Here is a 15,461-nt window from a genome sequence, read left to right as displayed (position 1 = left end):
TGGCGCAACTGCTTGCCCCGCAGCGGGTCTTTGATCTCCACCGTGCGGAAGCTTTCCGGCGCGAAGAAGGGCAGCCCCGTGTAGTGCAGCATCTCGCCCTCGGTCAGCGTGTCGCCGAGCTGCAGCACGCCGTGGTTGGGGATGCCGATGATGTCGCCGGCCACCGCCTCGTCCACCAGCTCGCGCCGCTGTGACAGGAAGCTCACCACCGTCTGCGGGCGCATTTCCTTGCCGTTGCGCACGACCTTCAGCCGCATGCCGCGGATGAACTTGCCGGACGAGACGCGCACGAAGGCGATGCGGTCGCGGTGCGCCGGGTCCATGTTGGCCTGCACCTTGAAGACGACGCCGGAGAACTTCGCCTCGTTCGGCTCGACCGTGCGCTCGATCGCCTGCCGGTTGCCGGGGGGCGGCGCCAGGGCCACCAGCGCATCGAGCACCTCGCGCACGCCGAAGTTGTTGATCGCCGAGCCGAAGAACATCGGCGTCTGCCGGCCGGCCAGGAATTCGGCGTGGTCGAACGCGGGCGCCGCTTCGCGCACCAGCTCGACCTCGCCCAGCGCCTGCTCGTACGGCGCGCCGAAACGCTCGGCGTGGACCGGGTTCTCCAGCCCGTGCAGCACTTCCTCGTCACCACCGGCCCGGTCCTCGCCCGGCGCGAACAGGCGCATCTGGTCCTCGCGCAGGTCCATCACGCCGTGGAAGAACTTGGCCATGCCGACCGGCCAGGTGAAGGGCACGACGGTCATGCCCAGCTCCTGCTCGATCTCGTCCATCAGCGCCAGCGGGTCTTTCACCTCGCGGTCCATCTTGTTGATGAACGTGAGGATGGGCGTGTTGCGGGCGCGGCAGACCTGCAGCAGGCGCCGGGTCTGCGGCTCCACGCCGTTGGCCGCGTCGATCACCATCAGCGCGGCGTCCACGGCGGTCAGCACGCGGTAGGTGTCTTCCGAGAAGTCCTGGTGGCCGGGGGTGTCGAGCAGGTTGATGACGCAGTCGCCGTACTCCATCTGCATGACGGAGGAGGCGACCGAGATGCCGCGCTGCTTCTCGATTTCCATCCAGTCAGACGTGGCGTGGCGGGAGGCTTTTCGCGCCTTGACGGAGCCGGCGATCTGGATCGCGCCGGAGAACAGCAGCAGCTTTTCCGTCAGCGTGGTCTTGCCGGCGTCAGGGTGGGAAATGATCGCGAAGGTGCGGCGGCGGCGGATCTCGGTGGAGAGGTCGGACATGGTGGGCGGTGGGCAAGAGCGGCGGCGTCAGGGGGTGACGCGCGAAGGGGGCATTGTCGCCTGTGGGGCGCGACAGATCCGCCGCGCCCGATCACGCCGCCTTGTTCCCCTGCCAGAGCACCGGTGTCACCTCGATGCTGTCCTTCTCGCTCGCCAGCAGCAGGTGCCCTTCCTGAATTGTCACCCCGATGCGCATCGTCCGCTCCACCAGCGTCTGCAGCGCCTCGCAATCGGCCTCGGTGATGAACCACATCGTGAGCTTGCGCAGCTTGGTCAGCGCGGCGGCGTTTTCCGTGCGCCAGACCTCGGCCTTGCGTCCGCCGTAGGTGATCAGGACCACTTCGTCCGAGCGCCCGCTGGCCTTGCGCAGCATCCGCTCGTCGGGCAGCCCCACCTCGATCCACTGCTGGATGGAGCCGGTGTCGTCGCAGCGCCAGAAATCCGGTTCATCCTCGGTGGACAGGCCACCCGCGGGCAGCAGCCGTTCGTGCGCGTGCATGGCGAAGGCGACCAGGCGCACCATCAGGCGCTCTTCGGTTTCGGAAGGGTGCCGGGCCAGCGTGAAGGCGTGGTCGGCGTAGTAGTGGCGGTCGATGTCGGCGATCGACAGCTCGGCTTTGTGGACGGTGGAACGGATGGCCATCGGGGGATTCTAGGCGCGCGGTCTGCCACCCCAGGGCGGCTTACTCGGCGGCACCGTCCAGCAGCGCCTCGGCCGCCAGGAAGAGCGGCAGGTGCGCGGTGAAGCCCTCGCGCTGGACGCGGTCCAGTGCGGCCCGTGTGTCGTGCGGGCCGGTGGACAGCCTGGTGTTGCCGCGCAGCCGCTGGAAGGCGGTCAGGATCGCGCCGAGCCGCTGCGGCGCGGCCTGCGCCACCCACGCCAGCGCGGCCACGTCGGCAAACGACTCCTCCCGGCCCAACTGGCGCTGCACCTGGCGGGCGGCGCGGGCGTCGGTGCCGGCGGTGCCCATCAGCGCCACGAGCTGCTGCATCGCCGGGTCGTCGCCCTGCCAGCGCCAGCAGTGGGCGAACTCGTGGGCGATGACGGCCTGCAGCCAGAGCGTGCGGTCTTCGGGCGCCGCCTGCGTCAGCAGGATGTCGGCCAGCGGGTTGTCGCGGGTGCGCAGGTGCAGGATGCACTGGCCGGACTGGAGCTGCATCTCCGCTGGCGAGCCACGGCCGGGCCGTTCGCGCTGCACCTGGATCTGCAGCGGCAGGGCGGCGAACTCGGGGCGCTGGACCATCTCGGTGGCGACCTGCTCCCAACTGGGTGCCGTCTGGGCCTGCACGGGTGCCGCCAGCAGCACAGCAAGCAGCAGGAACAGCCGCAGCAAAAGGGAGGAAGGCAGGGTCTGGCGCATGTCGGCCAGTGTGAAATTCCGCACGCCGGTCGCCCATCCCGCGCGTGCAGGCTGCGGACCACTCAAGTGCGGGCGGCTGCGGCTAGGATGCCGTCTCCTGTTTTGGAGACTTTCCGATGATTCTCGAACTCGCCGACATCCGCATCCAGCCCGGCCGCCAGGCCGACTTCGACGCCGCCATCCAGCGTGGCGTCGAAACGGTCATCAGCCAGGCCAAGGGCTTCTTTGGCTACAAGGTCAACAAGGGCATGGAGTCCCCCGAGCGTTACCTGCTGATGATCTGGTGGGAGACGCTGGAGAACCACACCGTCGATTTCCGGGAGTCGCCCGCCTTTGCCGAATGGCGTGCCATCGTCGGGCCGTTCTTCGCGCAGCCGCCGCAGGTCGAGCATTTCACGCTGCTGGCCAAGTCGGCCGAGCCGCGCTGAGCTGCTGAGCGGAGGGCCGTCCGGCCGGTCAGCGACCTGTCCGGCGCAACTCGCGCTGCAGGTAGAGGTACAAGCCTTCCACCTTCTCCCGCGCCCAAGGCGTCTGCCGCAGGAATTTCAGGCTCGACCTGACGCTCGGGTGGCTCGCAAAGCAGCGCGCCGGCACGCGCTCGTTCAGCCCGTCCCAGCCGTAGTGGTCGGCCAATGTGGTGACGATGTGCTCCAGGGTCAGGCCGTGGAGCGGGTTGCGGGGCTGGGCGGGGTGGTCCATCGGGGGATTCTGCCTGTGTGGCGGGCAGCGCCTCGCTATCATCCGCCCCCGCTTGCTCCATTCCGCGCTCCCCGCGTGTTCCCCATGGCCGAAGCCCCTTCCACCCTCAACCCCGCACAGCTCCAGGCCGTCTACCACCTGCACAGCCCCTGCCTCGTGCTGGCCGGCGCCGGCTCGGGCAAGACGCGGGTGATCACGCACAAGATCGCCCGGCTGTTGCAGGAGGGCATCGCGCCGTCGCAGATCGGCGCCATCACCTTCACCAACAAGGCGGCGCAGGAAATGCGCGAGCGGGCGCGGGCGCTGGTGGGCGCGCGGGCGTCGAAGGATCTGCTGATCGCGACGTTCCACAGCCTCGGCGTGCGGCTGCTGCGCGAGGACGGCGAGCGGATCGGGCTGAAGCCGAAGTTCTCGATCCTGGACGCGGACGACGTGCTCGGCGTGCTGCGCGATGCGGGTGCCACGACCGACGCCAAGCTCGCCAGGAGCTGGCAGTGGACGATCAGCCTGTGGAAGAACAACGGCCTCACCCCCGAACAGGCCGAGGCCGCCGCGAAGGACGACGACGAGCGCATCGCCGCCCGCGTGATGAAACTCTACGAGGAGCGGCTCCTGGCCTATTCGGCGGTGGATTTCGACGACCTGATCAGCCTGCCATTGAAACTGCTGCAGACCGACGAGGAAACCCGCCTGAAGTGGCAGCGCAAACTCCGCCATGTCCTCGTCGATGAATACCAGGACACCAACGCGACCCAATACGATCTGCTCAAGGCACTGGTCGGGCAGGACGGCCTCTTCACCGCCGTGGGCGACGACGACCAGAGCATCTACGGCTGGCGCGGCGCGACGATCGAGAACCTGAAACGCCTGCCGCTGGACTACCCGAACCTCAAGGTGATCCCGCTGGAGCAGAACTACCGCTCCACCAGCGCCATCCTGACCGCCGCGAACAACGTCATCGCGCTCAACCCCAAGATCTTCCAGAAGAAGCTCTGGAGCGACCTGGGCGAGGGCGAGCCGGTGAAGGTGGTCGAATCGGACCAGGAAGAGCACGAGGCCGAGCGCGCCGTGACCCGGATCATGGCGATTCGGGCCAACACCACGGGCGAGTACACCGGCATCACCGAGTGGAAGGATTTTGCGATCCTCTACCGCGCCAACCACCAGAGCCGCAAGCTCGAAGAGGCGCTGCGCAAGGCCCAGATTCCCTACAAGGTGTCGGGCGGACAGAGTTTCTTCGACCGCGCCGAGATCAAGGACCTGTGCGGCTGGCTGCGGCTGCTGGTGAACCAGGACGACGATCCGGCCTTCCTGCGCGCCGTGACCACGCCCAAGCGCGGCATCGGCCACACGACGCTGGCGGCCTTGAGCGATTTCGCCGGCAAGTGGCGCGTGAGCCTGTTCGAGGCGCTGTTCCAGGAGTCGCTCGGCACGGCGTTGAGCCTCAAGGCGGTCGGGTCGCTGCACGAGTTCGGCCGCACCGTGAACGACCTCGAATACCGCGCCCGCCAGACCGTCGGCGCGGAAGCCGCCCGGCCGATGCTGATGGAGTGGCTCACCGACCTCGGCTATGAACAGCACCTGCTCGACAACGAGGAGAACCCCAAGGTCGCCGCGGCGCGCTGGTCGAACGTGATCGACTTCATCGACTGGGTGGCCAAACGCTGTGGCGGCGAGATCGACAACGACGGCGGCATGGCGGTGGAGACGCAGAAGAAAAGCGTGCTCGAAGTGGCGCAGTCGATCAGCGTGATCCTGAGCCTGGCCGAGCGCGGCGACCAGGACCAGAACCTCGTCACCCTGTCCACGCTGCACGCGAGCAAGGGGCTGGAGTGGCCGCACGTCGTGCTCGTCGGCGTCAACGAGGGCACGCTGCCCTTCAAGCGCGACGAAGAGGACATGACGGCGGAGCGGCTCGAAGAGGAGCGCCGCCTGATGTACGTCGGCATCACGCGGGCACGGCGCACGCTCCTGGTGTCCACCTTGCTGCGGCAAAAGCGCGGACGGGAGACCAAACGTGCGTTCCCGAGCCGGTTCATCGCCGAAATGAAGCTCGACGAGCAGGTCGTCAAGGTCAACCCGCGCGAGCGCATCGCGGCCCAGCGGGCGTCGTTTGCGGCCCGTGCGGCCCGAGAGGCGTCATCCCCCAAGTGAAGGGGAGCGGTACCTTTGCGTTTACCCGCCAGAGAATCAGTGACATATGTCTGTGAACTGTTACGTTCGACAGTTTCATGGGGTGACAAACCCTCCCTGAAAATCGCCTGCTGCCTCAGCATGGTGCGTTGGCGGTATGACAGGCGGGCGTCCAATGTGACGTTTTGCCATTTCGGGGGAAATTTCATGTTGTTTCAATTCAAGTCGGGCAGCCGACGGATGTCGGTGGCTGCCGCGGCGGCACTGGTGTGTCTGGCCTCGGGTGTACAGGCGGCTTCGGCCACGCCGGGCGCCGAGCCGACCGACCAGTTCATCATCAAGTACCGCACCGTGGCCTCCGTGGCACCCGCCGCCTCGGCGGCGGAGGACACCCGCCGCCATGACCGTGCTGCCCATGCAGGCCAGCAGGCTGGCGTCGGTGTGCGCCACCAGCGCAATGCCTTCGACGGTGCCAGCGTGATGCGCGCCGACCGCGCCCTCAGTGAGTCGCAGATCCGCACCCTGGCCGCGGCGCTGATGGCGGCGGATGCCACGATCGAGTCCATCGAGCCGGACGCGCGCGTGCAGCCGCATTTCGTGCCCAGCGACACCTACTTCGCCAACCAGTGGCACTACTACGAAGCCGTGGGCGGCATCAACCTGCCCGCGGCCTGGGACCGGGCGACGGGCGCGGGCATCAAGGTGGCGGTGATCGACACCGGCTACCGGCCGCACGCGGATCTGGCCGCCAACATCCTGCCGGGCTACGACTTCATCCTCGACACCACGATCGCCAATGACGGATCGGCCCGCGACGCCGACCCGTCCGACCCCGGCGACTGGAGTCCGGCAGGCGCCTGCGGCACTGGCTCGGCGGCCTCCAACAGCAGTTGGCACGGTACCCACGTCGCCGGCACCATCGCCGCTGTCACCAACAACGGCTCTGGCGTGGCGGGCGTGGCCCATGGCGCCAAGATCGTGCCGGCGCGGGTGCTGGGGCGCTGTGGCGGCTACACCTCGGACATCGCCGACGCGATCGTCTGGGCCTCGGGTGGTGCTGTCACCGGCGTGCCGGCCAACGCCAACCCCGTGCGCGTGATCAACATGTCGCTGGGCGGCCAGTCGGCCTGCGGCACGACGCTGCAGAACGCCATCAACTCGGCCCGCACGCGCGGTACCGTGGTGGTCGTCTCGGCAGGCAACTCCAACCTCAACGCCTCGCTGTTCTCGCCCGCGAGCTGCGCCGGTGTCATCGCGGTCGGGGCCACCACGCGCACGGGGGCCAAGGCGTCGTTCTCCAACTTCGGCACGACGGTGGACATCTCCGCGCCGGGCGCCGATGGCATCCTCTCGACGCTGAACGCAGGCACCAGCGTGCCCGGTGCCGACAACTACGTCTACTACCAGGGCACGTCGATGGCGGCGCCCCATGTGGCGGGCGTGGCGGCGCTGATGCTGTCGAAGAACGCGGCGCTGACTCCCGACCAGGTCGAGGCGATGATCAAGAGTTCGGCCAAGCCCTTCCCGGTGGCCTTCACCGGTGGCGGCGGCGCGGGCATCCTCGACGCCAAGAAGGCGGTGGACACGGCGATGGCTTCGCTGCCCGTGGCGGTGGCCGGAACCGAACCCAACGAGACGCTCACCACGGCGCAGGTGATCACGGCCACCCATGCGGTGGTGAACGGCACGGTGGCCACCGCGTCCGACACCGACTACTACAGCGTGTCGGTGGCAGCGGGCAAAACGCTGTCGGCCACGCTCAACATGGCCGTAGCGACCCAGAACTACCAGCTCTACCTCTACACCGCGGCCGGTGTGCTGCTGGCGTCCAGCACCAACGCGGCGGGTCTGCCGGAGACGGTCAAAGTGACCAACACCGCCACGGCAGCACAGGCCTACCGCGTGCGCGTGGCCTACGCTGCGGGTGGCACGGGTGCAACGGCCGGCAAGTACGTGCTGAATCTGCTCCAGCAGTAAGCCGGCCCGTCCACCGGCCCATCCACCGGTCGCTCAAGCCGCGACCGGCAGGGTGGGCAGACTGGGGAAAGGCAGCATCTCGGAGAACGCCGGGCCTGTCCCCGCACCGCTGCCCGTTCCCATCACCATCCGGTGCTGGATGCGGGCGTGGTGCAGCACCTGTCCCATCGTGGCCGCGTCCAGCGGGTGCGACAGCAGGTGGCCCTGGAACTCGTCGCAGCCGTGGCGGCGCAGGAAGTCGAGCTGCTCCTCGCGCTCGACCCCTTCGGCCACGATGCGCAGCCCCAGCGAGTGGCCCATGCCGATGACCGCAGCCGCCACCTTGGCGCCATTGCCCTCCAGCGTCGCGAGGAAGCACCGGTCGATTTTCAGCTCGTCCAGCGGCAGCCGGCTCAGCCGTGCCAGCGACGAATAGCCGCTGCCGAAATCGTCCACCGCGATCCGCACGCCCGCCGCCCGCAGCGCCTGCAGCCGCTCGCCCAGGCGCTCGGGGTCGTGCATCAGCGCGGGTTCGGTCAGCTCCAGCGTCAGCGTGCCGCCGGGCAGGCCGTGGTCCACCAGCGTCTTGAGCACACCGGCCACGAAACCGGGCTGCACCACCTCCAGCCGCGAGACATTCACGGCGATGCGTGGCACGTCCAGCCCCTGGTCGCGCCAGCGCCGGATCTGCCAGCAGGTGTGCTGCAGCACCCAGGCACCGAGCCGGGTGATGAGTCCCGTGTCCTCGGCCAGTGCGATGAACTCGGCCGGCTCGACCGCACCCAGGTCGGGGTCGTGCCAGCGCAGCAGCGCCTCTGCGCCGGTGAGCGCGCCGGTGTGCAGGTCGGCCTGCGGCTGGAACTGCAGCGTGAAGGCCGACTGCGCCAGCGCCCGGCGCAGTGCCCCTTCGAGCTGCAGCCGCCGCATCGCCTTGCGCCCCAGCGCGGGGCCGTAGACGGCGCAGCCGCTGCGCCCCTGCTGGCGGGCGGCGTGCAGGGCCAGCGTGGCGTGGCGGACCAGCACCTCGGGCTGGTGTCCATCGTGCGGAAACACCGCCACGCCGGCATGCCCGCCCACGACGATCCGGTGGTCGCCCACATCGACCGGATCGTCCAGCCGCTGCAGCAGCTCGCAGGCCAGCGCCTGCGCGTCGGTCGAGCGCAGCAGCGGCGAGATCACCACGGCCAGCCCGTCCTCGCTGCGGGTCAGGTGGGCGCGCAGGCGTCCGGCGTGGCGGGCCTCGATGGCGACCAGGGCGATCTGCAGGCGGCGCTCGATCGCGTGCTGCAGCGGGTCGCGCAGGGCCGGACCGAGCGTGAGCACCACCTCGTCGAACCGCTGCAGGCCCAGCAGCACGAGCGCGCCGAGGTGGGCGCGGGCGCTGGCGTGCTGGAGCACGCGGGCCAGCGGATCGTGCAAGTCGGGCAGGGTGGGCTGTGCTGGCAGGGTGTGCGGGGTGTGCGTGTGGGGCTGCTGCGCAGGTGTCTGGCGGGCGAGCCGCCCCAGGTGGGCGACGACGCGCACCAGCTCGTCGGTCTGCGCACTGGCCTGGACCAGCGACACCGCACCAGCGTCCAGCGCCCGGTGGCGCAGCGCCGCGGGGTCATCGCCCGCCGGCAGACACAGCCATGCCACCAGCGGTGGCGCGTCGGACGGGTGGCCCTCGCTGCTCTCATGGGCCTCGCGGGTCTGGCCCGCCGGACGCCCTGCACCGAATTCGCGCACCACCACCTGCGCCGGTGCCTGCCCGTCCTCGCCGGGCAGCACCGGCTGCAGGCCACGGTCGAACAGCGCCCCGGCCAGCGCGGCCCGCCACGCGGCACCCACCTGCAGCAGCACCCGCGTGGGCGGCGCCCCGCTGCCGCGCACGGCATCCAGAACCGGAGGGGCGGCCCGGTACGCTGCGGGTCCGCTGGCAATGCGCTGGGTGGGGGTGGCCATGCCCCCTTATCGGATCGGCGCCACCGGGCTTGATCCCGCCGGTGGGGGCTGCGGGCGGAGACTGTGTCGGCGGGCCTACAATCCAACGCTTTGTCGCACCTGACAATCCCCTGTCCTTCCCCGCCGAGGAGCTAGAACGTGTTCATTTCCAATGCCTACGCACAGACCGCAGGCGCCGCCGCTGGCGGCATGTCCTCCCTGACGCAGATGCTGCCGCTGGTGCTGATGTTCGTGGTGCTGTACTTCATCATGATCCGCCCCCAGATGAAGAAGCAGAAGGAGCACAAGGCCATGATCGACGCGCTCGGCAAGGGCGATGAAGTCGTCACCGGCGGTGGTCTGCTGGCGCGCATCACCAAGGTGGACGAGCAGTACGTGTCGGCCGAGATCGCCGGCAACGTCACCGTGCAGCTCCAGCGCAGCGCGGTGGTCCAGGTGCTGCCCAAGGGCACGATCAAGTAAGTCCAGCTTCGCCCGCCAAGCCAAGCCCCCTGTCCGTCCCCACGAGTCCGCACGATGAACCGCTATCCCTGGTGGAAGTACCTGATCCTCGCCATTGCCGTGTTGGTGGGGTCGCTGTACACCTTGCCCAACTTCTTCGGCGAGGCCCCGGCCATCCAGGTCTCCAGCGCCCGAGCCACCCTCAAGATCGACGGCGGCATGGTCCCGCGGGTGGCGCAGGCGGTCAAGGCGGCCGGGCTGCAGCCGGACTTCGTGCAGCTCGAAGGTCTGTCGGTACGCGCCCGTCTGGCGGACACCGACGCGCAGCTCAAGGCGCGTGACGCCATCGTCAAGGCGCTCAACCCCGACCCGGCCAACCCTTCGTACATCGTGGCGCTGAACCTGGTCTCGCGCTCGCCGCAGTGGCTGACCAGCCTGCACGCGCTGCCGATGTACCTGGGTCTGGATCTGCGTGGTGGCGTGCATTTCCTGATGCAGGTGGACATGGCGGCGGCGCTGACCAAGAAGACCGAATCGCTCACCGGCGATGTCCGCACGCTGCTGCGCGACAAGTCGATCCGCCACAGCGGCATCCAGCGCACGGGCGACAGCGTCGAGGTCCGCCTGCGCGACCGCGAGACGCTGGAGAAAGCCCGTCTGGCGCTGCTGGATGCGCAGGCCGACATGCTCTGGACCGAAGGCACCGATCCGGCCGAGCTGAAGCTCACCGGCCGCATCAAGCCCGAGGCCATCCGCAACGTCGGCCAGCAGGCGCTGACGCAGAACATCAACACCCTGCACAACCGCATCAACGAACTCGGCGTGTCCGAGCCGGTGATCCAGCAGCAGGGCGCCGACCGGGTGGTCGTGCAGTTGCCGGGCGTGCAGGACGTTGCCAAGGCCAAGGACATCATCGGCCGCACGGCGACGCTCGAAGTCCGCATGGTCGATGACAGCGCCGAGGCGCAGGCGGCGCTGAGTGGCGGCGGCCCGGTGCCCTTTGGCACGGAAAAGTACACCGAGCGCGGCGGCCTGCCCCTCATTCTCAAACGCCAGGTGGTGCTGACCGGCGAGAACCTCACCGACGCACAGGCCGGCTTCGACGACAACCACCAGCCCGCCGTCCACCTGACGCTCGACGCCCGTGGTTCGCGCATCTTCCGCGACGTGACGCGCGAGAGCATCGGCAAGCGCATGGCCATCCTGCTGTTCGAGAAGGGCAAGGGCGAGGTCGTGACCGCGCCGGTGATCCGCTCGGAAATCGGTGGCGGACGGGTGCAGATCTCGGGCTCGATGACGCCGATGGAGTCGGCCGACACCGCGCTGCTGCTGCGCGCCGGCTCGCTGGCCGCACCGATGGAGATCATCGAAGAGCGTCTCATCGGCCCGAGTCTGGGCGCCGAGAACATTGCCAAGGGCTTCGACAGCGTGCTGTACGGCTTCCTCGCGATCGCCGTCTTCATGTGCGCCTACTACCTGCTGTTCGGCGTGTTCTCGACGCTGTCGCTGGCCGTCAACCTGCTGCTGCTGGTGGCGATCCTGTCGATGATGCAGGCCACACTCACGCTGCCGGGCATCGCCGCCATCGCGCTGGTGCTGGGCATGGCGATCGACGCCAACGTGCTGATCAACGAGCGGGTGCGCGAGGAACTGCGCAACGGGACTTCGGCGCAGATGGCGATCCACCTGGGCTACGAACGCGCCTTCGCGACGATTCTCGACTCGAACGTGACCACGCTGATCGCGGGCATGGCGCTGCTGGCCTTCGGCTCCGGCCCGGTGCGCGGCTTCGCGGTCGTGCATTGCCTGGGCATCCTGACCTCGATGTTCTCGGCCGTGTTCTTCTCGCGCGGCCTGGTGAACTTCTGGTACGGCGGCAAGAAGAAGCTGCAGGGCGTCTCGATCGGGCAGGTCTGGAAACCGGCTGCCAAGCCGGGGTCCGCATCGACCGTGACCTCGACCACCGTCACCACCCCCAACGCCTGACAGGACTCCGCCATGGAATTCTTCCGACTCCAGCGCGACATCCCGTTCATGCGGCATGCGCTGGTCTTCAATGCCATCTCGTTCCTGACCTTCGCGCTGGCGGTGCTGTTCCTGTTCACGCGCGGGCTGCACCTGTCGATCGAGTTCACGGGCGGCACGGTCATCGAGACCGAATACGCCCAGAGCGCCGACATCGCCAAGGTGCGTGCGACCGTCGAGGCCATGCACTTCGGCGAGGTGCAGGTGCAGAAGTTCGGTACCTCGCGCGACGTGCTGATCCGCCTGCCGCTGCGGGGCGACGTGAAGCAGTCCGAAGTGGTCGGTCGCGTCTACGCCCAGCTTTGCGCGGCCGAGGGCGGGCTGCTCAAGCCAGTGCAGGCCACGACGCCCAAGGGCGAGACGATCAGCCGGCAAGCCTGCGAGGCCGGCTCTGGCGCCACGGCGACCGAGCCGCTCAAGCTCTCTCGCAGCGAGTTCGTCGGCCCGCAGGTCGGCAAGGAACTCGCCGAGGACGGCTTGAAGGCGCTGGCCTTCGTGGTGGCCGGCATCATGATCTATCTGGCGATCCGCTTCGAGTGGAAGTTCGCCGTCGCCGCGATCATCGCCAACCTGCACGACGTGATCATCATCCTGGGCTTCTTCGCTTTCTTTCAGTGGGAGTTCTCGCTGTCGGTGCTGGCGGCGGTGCTGGCGGTGCTGGGCTACTCGGTGAACGAGTCGGTGGTGATCTTCGACCGGATCCGCGAGGCCTTCCGCAAGTTCCGCAAGATGACCACGCCCGAGGTCATCGACCACGCCATCACCAGCACCATGAGCCGTACCATCATCACGCACGGCTGCACCCAGATGATGGTGCTGTCGATGCTGCTGCTCGGTGGCCCGACGCTGCACTACTTCGCGCTGGCGCTGACGATCGGCATCCTGTTCGGCATCTATTCGTCGGTGTTCGTGGCCGCGGCCATCGCGATGTGGCTGGGGGTCAAACGCGAGGATCTCATCAGTGGTGCCCGCAAGGACCAGGATCCGAACGACCCGAATTCGGGCGCGGTTGTCTGATGACTTCGGCGCAGGACGGTTCGGTGCTGCGCGGGGCTGGTGTAGAGTAGAAGGTTCTTTCATTTACTGATCCGTTCGCACGGCATCCGGTTCGACCCCATGGCCTCCGCTGCTGCCCCGTCCTCGGTTCTTGCTGCGCAGGCCCGTCGCCTTTACTGCGATCAGGTCTCCCGTGCCTTGAGCCGCACGGTGCGCGCGGTCATTGACCGGCTGCGCGAGCAATGCACCCAGGTCGGCACGCCGGATCTGATGTTCAAGCGCCGCGATCTGCTGGCGGACCTGCTGCGCCACGCGGCAGGTTGGCAGCAGCTGTTTGCCGCGCACCTGGCCGCCGTGCTCGCCGGCCACCCCGCGCCTGCCCACGGCGCCCGCCCCACCGCCACCCGCGCGGGCGAGCTGGCGCTGGTGGACGATTCCACGATCGACCTGGAGATCCTCGTCTCGCGCATGGCGCTGTCCATGATGGACAAGGCGAGCTGGGAGTTTTCGGATCTGCGTTACCGCATGTCGGCGCTCGACCGGCGTGACGAGCTGGACCCGCACGACGTGCTGCGCCCGCACGCGCTGGCCCGCGCCGCCGTGGACAGTTGGCGCACGGCGGGGCTGTCGGTCGAGCACTGGCGGCTGGTCCAGACCCTGCTGCACGAAGAGTTTGCCGGGCTGGTCCATGAGGCTTACCACGAAACCAACCGCTGGCTGATCGGCCAGGGCGTGTGTCCGGAGGTCAACCTGCGCCAGTTCATCCGGCGCAGCCGGGACACCCCTTCTGCACCCACGCCAGCACCCGCAAGCGGCGGTGGTGGCGGTGGCGGTGGCGGTGGCGGTGGCGGTGGCGGTGGCGGCGGTGGCGGTGGCGGTGGTACGGGCACCAACGCAGGCTCCGCGCCAGCCGCTGCCGCACCCGGCGAGCGGTTTCCCGCACCGACCAATCGCACGCCCCGCACCGGTGGCTACCAGGGCATGACCCCCGAGAACGCCCACCAGTACGCGCCGACCGCCATGGCAGGTCTGGGCCGTGGTGCGGGTGGCTCAGGCGGATCGGGTGGCTCTGGGGGTGCAGAAGCCGGCCTGACCGGGCGAGGCGATGTGCAGGAAGAGACGCGCATGATGACCCGCTCGCCCGGCCTGCTGCGCAGCGTCGAGCAGGCCGAGGCGGTGCTCGGACGGCTGAACCGGCTGGTGTCGCGGCAGGTGCCGGATTTCTACAGTTCGACCATCGCCCAGCCGCACCCGCCCGCGTCACCGGGGCTGCGTGCCGCGATCAATGAGGTGGAGGCTGCCGTGCGGCACCGCTTCGGTGGTGGCGATGCCCCGGGCAACGTGCCGGTGCTGTCGCAATCCGTGGCGGTCAGCACGCCGGGCTTGCTGCAGGAGCTGCAGGCCCGCAAGGCCGCCCTCAAGCAGGCCGCAACCACCCCGGTCGAGCGCGCCACCATCGAAGTGGTGGCGCTGATGTTCCAGAGCCTGCTGACCGAAGAGCGCATCCCGGCCATGGTGCGGGTGTGGTTCGCGCGGTTGCAGATGCCGGTGCTGCGCGTGGCGATCGCCGAGCCGGACTTCTTCGCCACGATCGACCACCCGGCGCGCAAGTTGATCGACCGCATGGGCGCCTGCGTGATGGGCTTCGAGGCCGGCAGCGCGGGCGTGAACGAGCCGATGGAGCGCGAGATCAAGCGCGTGGTGCAGGTCGTCGAGGCGTACCCGGATACCGGCCGGCGTGTGTTCCAGACCGTGCTGACCGAGTTCGAGCGTTTCCTGGAGGACTACTTCAAGTCCGCGCACCTGGCGGCCAGCAAGGGCGTGTCGCTGGCCCAGCAGATCGAGCAGCGCGAGACGCTGGCGATCCAGTACACGATCGAGCTGCGCAAGATGCTCAACGAGGTGCCGGTCCACGACGGGGTGCGCGAATTCCTGTTCCACGTCTGGGCGGACGTGCTGGCCACGACGGCGGTCAAGTCCGGCCAATCCAGCGAATCGACCAAGGCCATGCACAAGGTGGCGGCCGAGTTGATCTGGCTGGCCAGTGCCAAGGTCTCGCGGGAAGAGCGGTCGGATGCGCTGCGGCGGCTGCCACCGCTGCTGAAGAAGCTGCGCGAGGGCATGGTGTCCGCGGGTGTGCCGGTGCCACGGCAGGACGAGTACCTGCAATCGATCAACAACGCCCTGCAGACCGCGTTCTCCGCCCGCACCGCCACCATCCCGACCGAGCGCCTCAACGAGCTGATGATGCAACTGGAGACGCTGGAGGACATGCTGCCGGACATGGACGGTCTGGAAATCGACGAGTCCATGGTGCGCGACCTCTCTGGCCACGAAACCAAGGATCTGGAGGTGGTGGCCGAGGGTGGCTCGATGCCCACGCCGGCCATGGTCGCGTGGTCGCACAACCTGAGCGTGGGGAGCTGGTTCCGGCTGGACTACCGCGACACCATTGCCATGGTGCAACTCGCCTGGCAGGGTTCACGCAAGCAGTTCAGCCTGTTCGTGTCGCCGCAGGGGCGCGGCATCCTGTTCCAGAAGCACCGACTGGCCGCCTTCCTGCAGGCGGGATTGCTGGTGCCGGTCGAGGAGGAGTCGCTGACCGTGCGCGCCACCCGCGACGCACTGGCGAAGCTCGACGCCGATCCGGGACGCCTGCTGCACTGAGGTGCTGCGG

Annotated in this window: 12 protein-coding genes; 7 read left to right on the top strand and 5 right to left on the bottom strand. The window is 68.6% G+C overall.

Going from position 1 to position 15,461, the window contains the following annotated elements:
- From QZW52_RS09525 to QZW52_RS09515, 3 genes are all read right to left on the bottom strand, one after another.
- On the bottom strand, nt 1–1,232 hold a 1,232-nt coding region (locus QZW52_RS09525), incomplete at its 3' end, for a peptide chain release factor 3 (RefSeq protein WP_293997809.1).
- Between the two features lie 91 nt (nt 1,233–1,323).
- A complete protein-coding gene (locus QZW52_RS09520; RefSeq protein WP_293997807.1) occupies nt 1,324–1,875 on the bottom strand; it encodes a YaeQ family protein in 552 nt (183 codons plus the stop codon).
- Nucleotides 1,876–1,915: 40 nt separating this feature from the next.
- Entirely contained in the window at nt 1,916–2,593 is a 678-nt protein-coding gene (locus tag QZW52_RS09515) for a hypothetical protein (protein ID WP_293997805.1), read from the bottom strand.
- Nucleotides 2,594–2,709: 116 nt separating this feature from the next.
- On the opposite strand from QZW52_RS09515, the gene QZW52_RS09510 reads away from it, so the two are divergent.
- The gene (locus QZW52_RS09510; RefSeq protein ID WP_293997803.1) at nt 2,710–3,021 is read left to right on the top strand and encodes an antibiotic biosynthesis monooxygenase family protein; all 312 of its coding nucleotides are present in this window, start codon (nt 2,710–2,712) and stop codon (nt 3,019–3,021) included.
- Nucleotides 3,022–3,049: 28 nt separating this feature from the next.
- Here the strand turns inward: QZW52_RS09510 and QZW52_RS09505 are convergent, their stop codons facing one another.
- Entirely contained in the window at nt 3,050–3,334 is a 285-nt protein-coding gene (locus QZW52_RS09505) for a VF530 family protein (protein WP_434738302.1), read from the bottom strand.
- A gap of 42 nt (nt 3,335–3,376) precedes the next feature.
- Between QZW52_RS09505 and QZW52_RS09500 the strand changes: the two genes are divergently transcribed.
- Both QZW52_RS09500 and QZW52_RS09495 read left to right on the top strand, forming a co-directional pair.
- The gene (locus tag QZW52_RS09500) at nt 3,377–5,446 is read left to right on the top strand and encodes an ATP-dependent helicase (RefSeq protein ID WP_293997798.1); all 2,070 of its coding nucleotides are present in this window, start codon (nt 3,377–3,379) and stop codon (nt 5,444–5,446) included.
- Between the two features lie 186 nt (nt 5,447–5,632).
- Nucleotides 5,633–7,402 (top strand): S8 family peptidase, encoded by a 1,770-nt coding sequence (locus QZW52_RS09495; RefSeq protein ID WP_293997796.1) that lies wholly within the window; start codon nt 5,633–5,635, stop codon nt 7,400–7,402.
- Between the two features lie 33 nt (nt 7,403–7,435).
- Here the strand turns inward: QZW52_RS09495 and QZW52_RS09490 are convergent, their stop codons facing one another.
- A complete protein-coding gene (locus QZW52_RS09490; RefSeq protein WP_293997794.1) occupies nt 7,436–9,322 on the bottom strand; it encodes a putative bifunctional diguanylate cyclase/phosphodiesterase in 1,887 nt (628 codons plus the stop codon).
- A gap of 138 nt (nt 9,323–9,460) precedes the next feature.
- Here QZW52_RS09490 and yajC point away from each other — a divergent pair, with 138 nt between their 5' ends.
- The 4 genes from yajC to QZW52_RS09470 all read left to right on the top strand — a co-directional run bounded on the left by yajC (nt 9,461) and on the right by QZW52_RS09470 (nt 15,451).
- Nucleotides 9,461–9,784, top strand: coding sequence for a preprotein translocase subunit YajC (gene yajC / locus QZW52_RS09485; protein ID WP_293997792.1), 324 nt, complete (start codon nt 9,461–9,463; stop codon nt 9,782–9,784).
- 54 nt (nt 9,785–9,838) lie between these two features.
- Nucleotides 9,839–11,749 (top strand): protein translocase subunit SecD, encoded by a 1,911-nt coding sequence (gene secD / locus QZW52_RS09480; protein WP_293997790.1) that lies wholly within the window; start codon nt 9,839–9,841, stop codon nt 11,747–11,749.
- A 12-nt stretch (nt 11,750–11,761) separates the two neighbouring features.
- Complete coding sequence (gene secF, locus QZW52_RS09475; protein ID WP_293997789.1) at nt 11,762–12,805, top strand: protein translocase subunit SecF; 1,044 nt, start codon at nt 11,762–11,764, stop codon at nt 12,803–12,805.
- A 99-nt stretch (nt 12,806–12,904) separates the two neighbouring features.
- Nucleotides 12,905–15,451: a DUF1631 family protein gene (locus QZW52_RS09470; RefSeq protein WP_293997788.1), complete on the top strand. Its 2,547-nt coding sequence runs from the start codon at nt 12,905–12,907 to the stop codon at nt 15,449–15,451.
- Nucleotides 15,452–15,461 lie beyond the last annotated feature (10 nt).

It is taken from the genome of Sphaerotilus sp. (assembly GCF_013299175.1).
In the GTDB taxonomy this organism is placed as follows: domain Bacteria; phylum Pseudomonadota; class Gammaproteobacteria; order Burkholderiales; family Burkholderiaceae_C; genus Sphaerotilus.
This window is presented reverse-complemented; position numbering and strand designations above follow the sequence as displayed.

Bases quoted from the DNA above. Each gene is read 5' to 3' on its own strand.
- QZW52_RS09520 (WP_293997807.1), bottom strand. From the start codon at position 1,875: ATGGCCATCCGTTCCACCGTCCACAAAGCCGAGCTGTCGATCGCCGAC.
- QZW52_RS09515 (WP_293997805.1), bottom strand. From the start codon at position 2,593: ATGCGCCAGACCCTGCCTTCCTCCCTTTTGCTGCGGCTGTTCCTGCTG.
- QZW52_RS09510 (WP_293997803.1), top strand. From the start codon at position 2,710: ATGATTCTCGAACTCGCCGACATCCGCATCCAGCCCGGCCGCCAGGCC.
- QZW52_RS09505 (WP_434738302.1), bottom strand. From the start codon at position 3,334: ATGATAGCGAGGCGCTGCCCGCCACACAGGCAGAATCCCCCGATGGAC.
- QZW52_RS09500 (WP_293997798.1), top strand. From the start codon at position 3,377: ATGGCCGAAGCCCCTTCCACCCTCAACCCCGCACAGCTCCAGGCCGTC.
- QZW52_RS09495 (WP_293997796.1), top strand. From the start codon at position 5,633: ATGTTGTTTCAATTCAAGTCGGGCAGCCGACGGATGTCGGTGGCTGCC.
- QZW52_RS09490 (WP_293997794.1), bottom strand. From the start codon at position 9,322: ATGGCCACCCCCACCCAGCGCATTGCCAGCGGACCCGCAGCGTACCGG.
- secD (WP_293997790.1), top strand. From the start codon at position 9,839: ATGAACCGCTATCCCTGGTGGAAGTACCTGATCCTCGCCATTGCCGTG.
- secF (WP_293997789.1), top strand. From the start codon at position 11,762: ATGGAATTCTTCCGACTCCAGCGCGACATCCCGTTCATGCGGCATGCG.
- QZW52_RS09470 (WP_293997788.1), top strand. From the start codon at position 12,905: ATGGCCTCCGCTGCTGCCCCGTCCTCGGTTCTTGCTGCGCAGGCCCGT.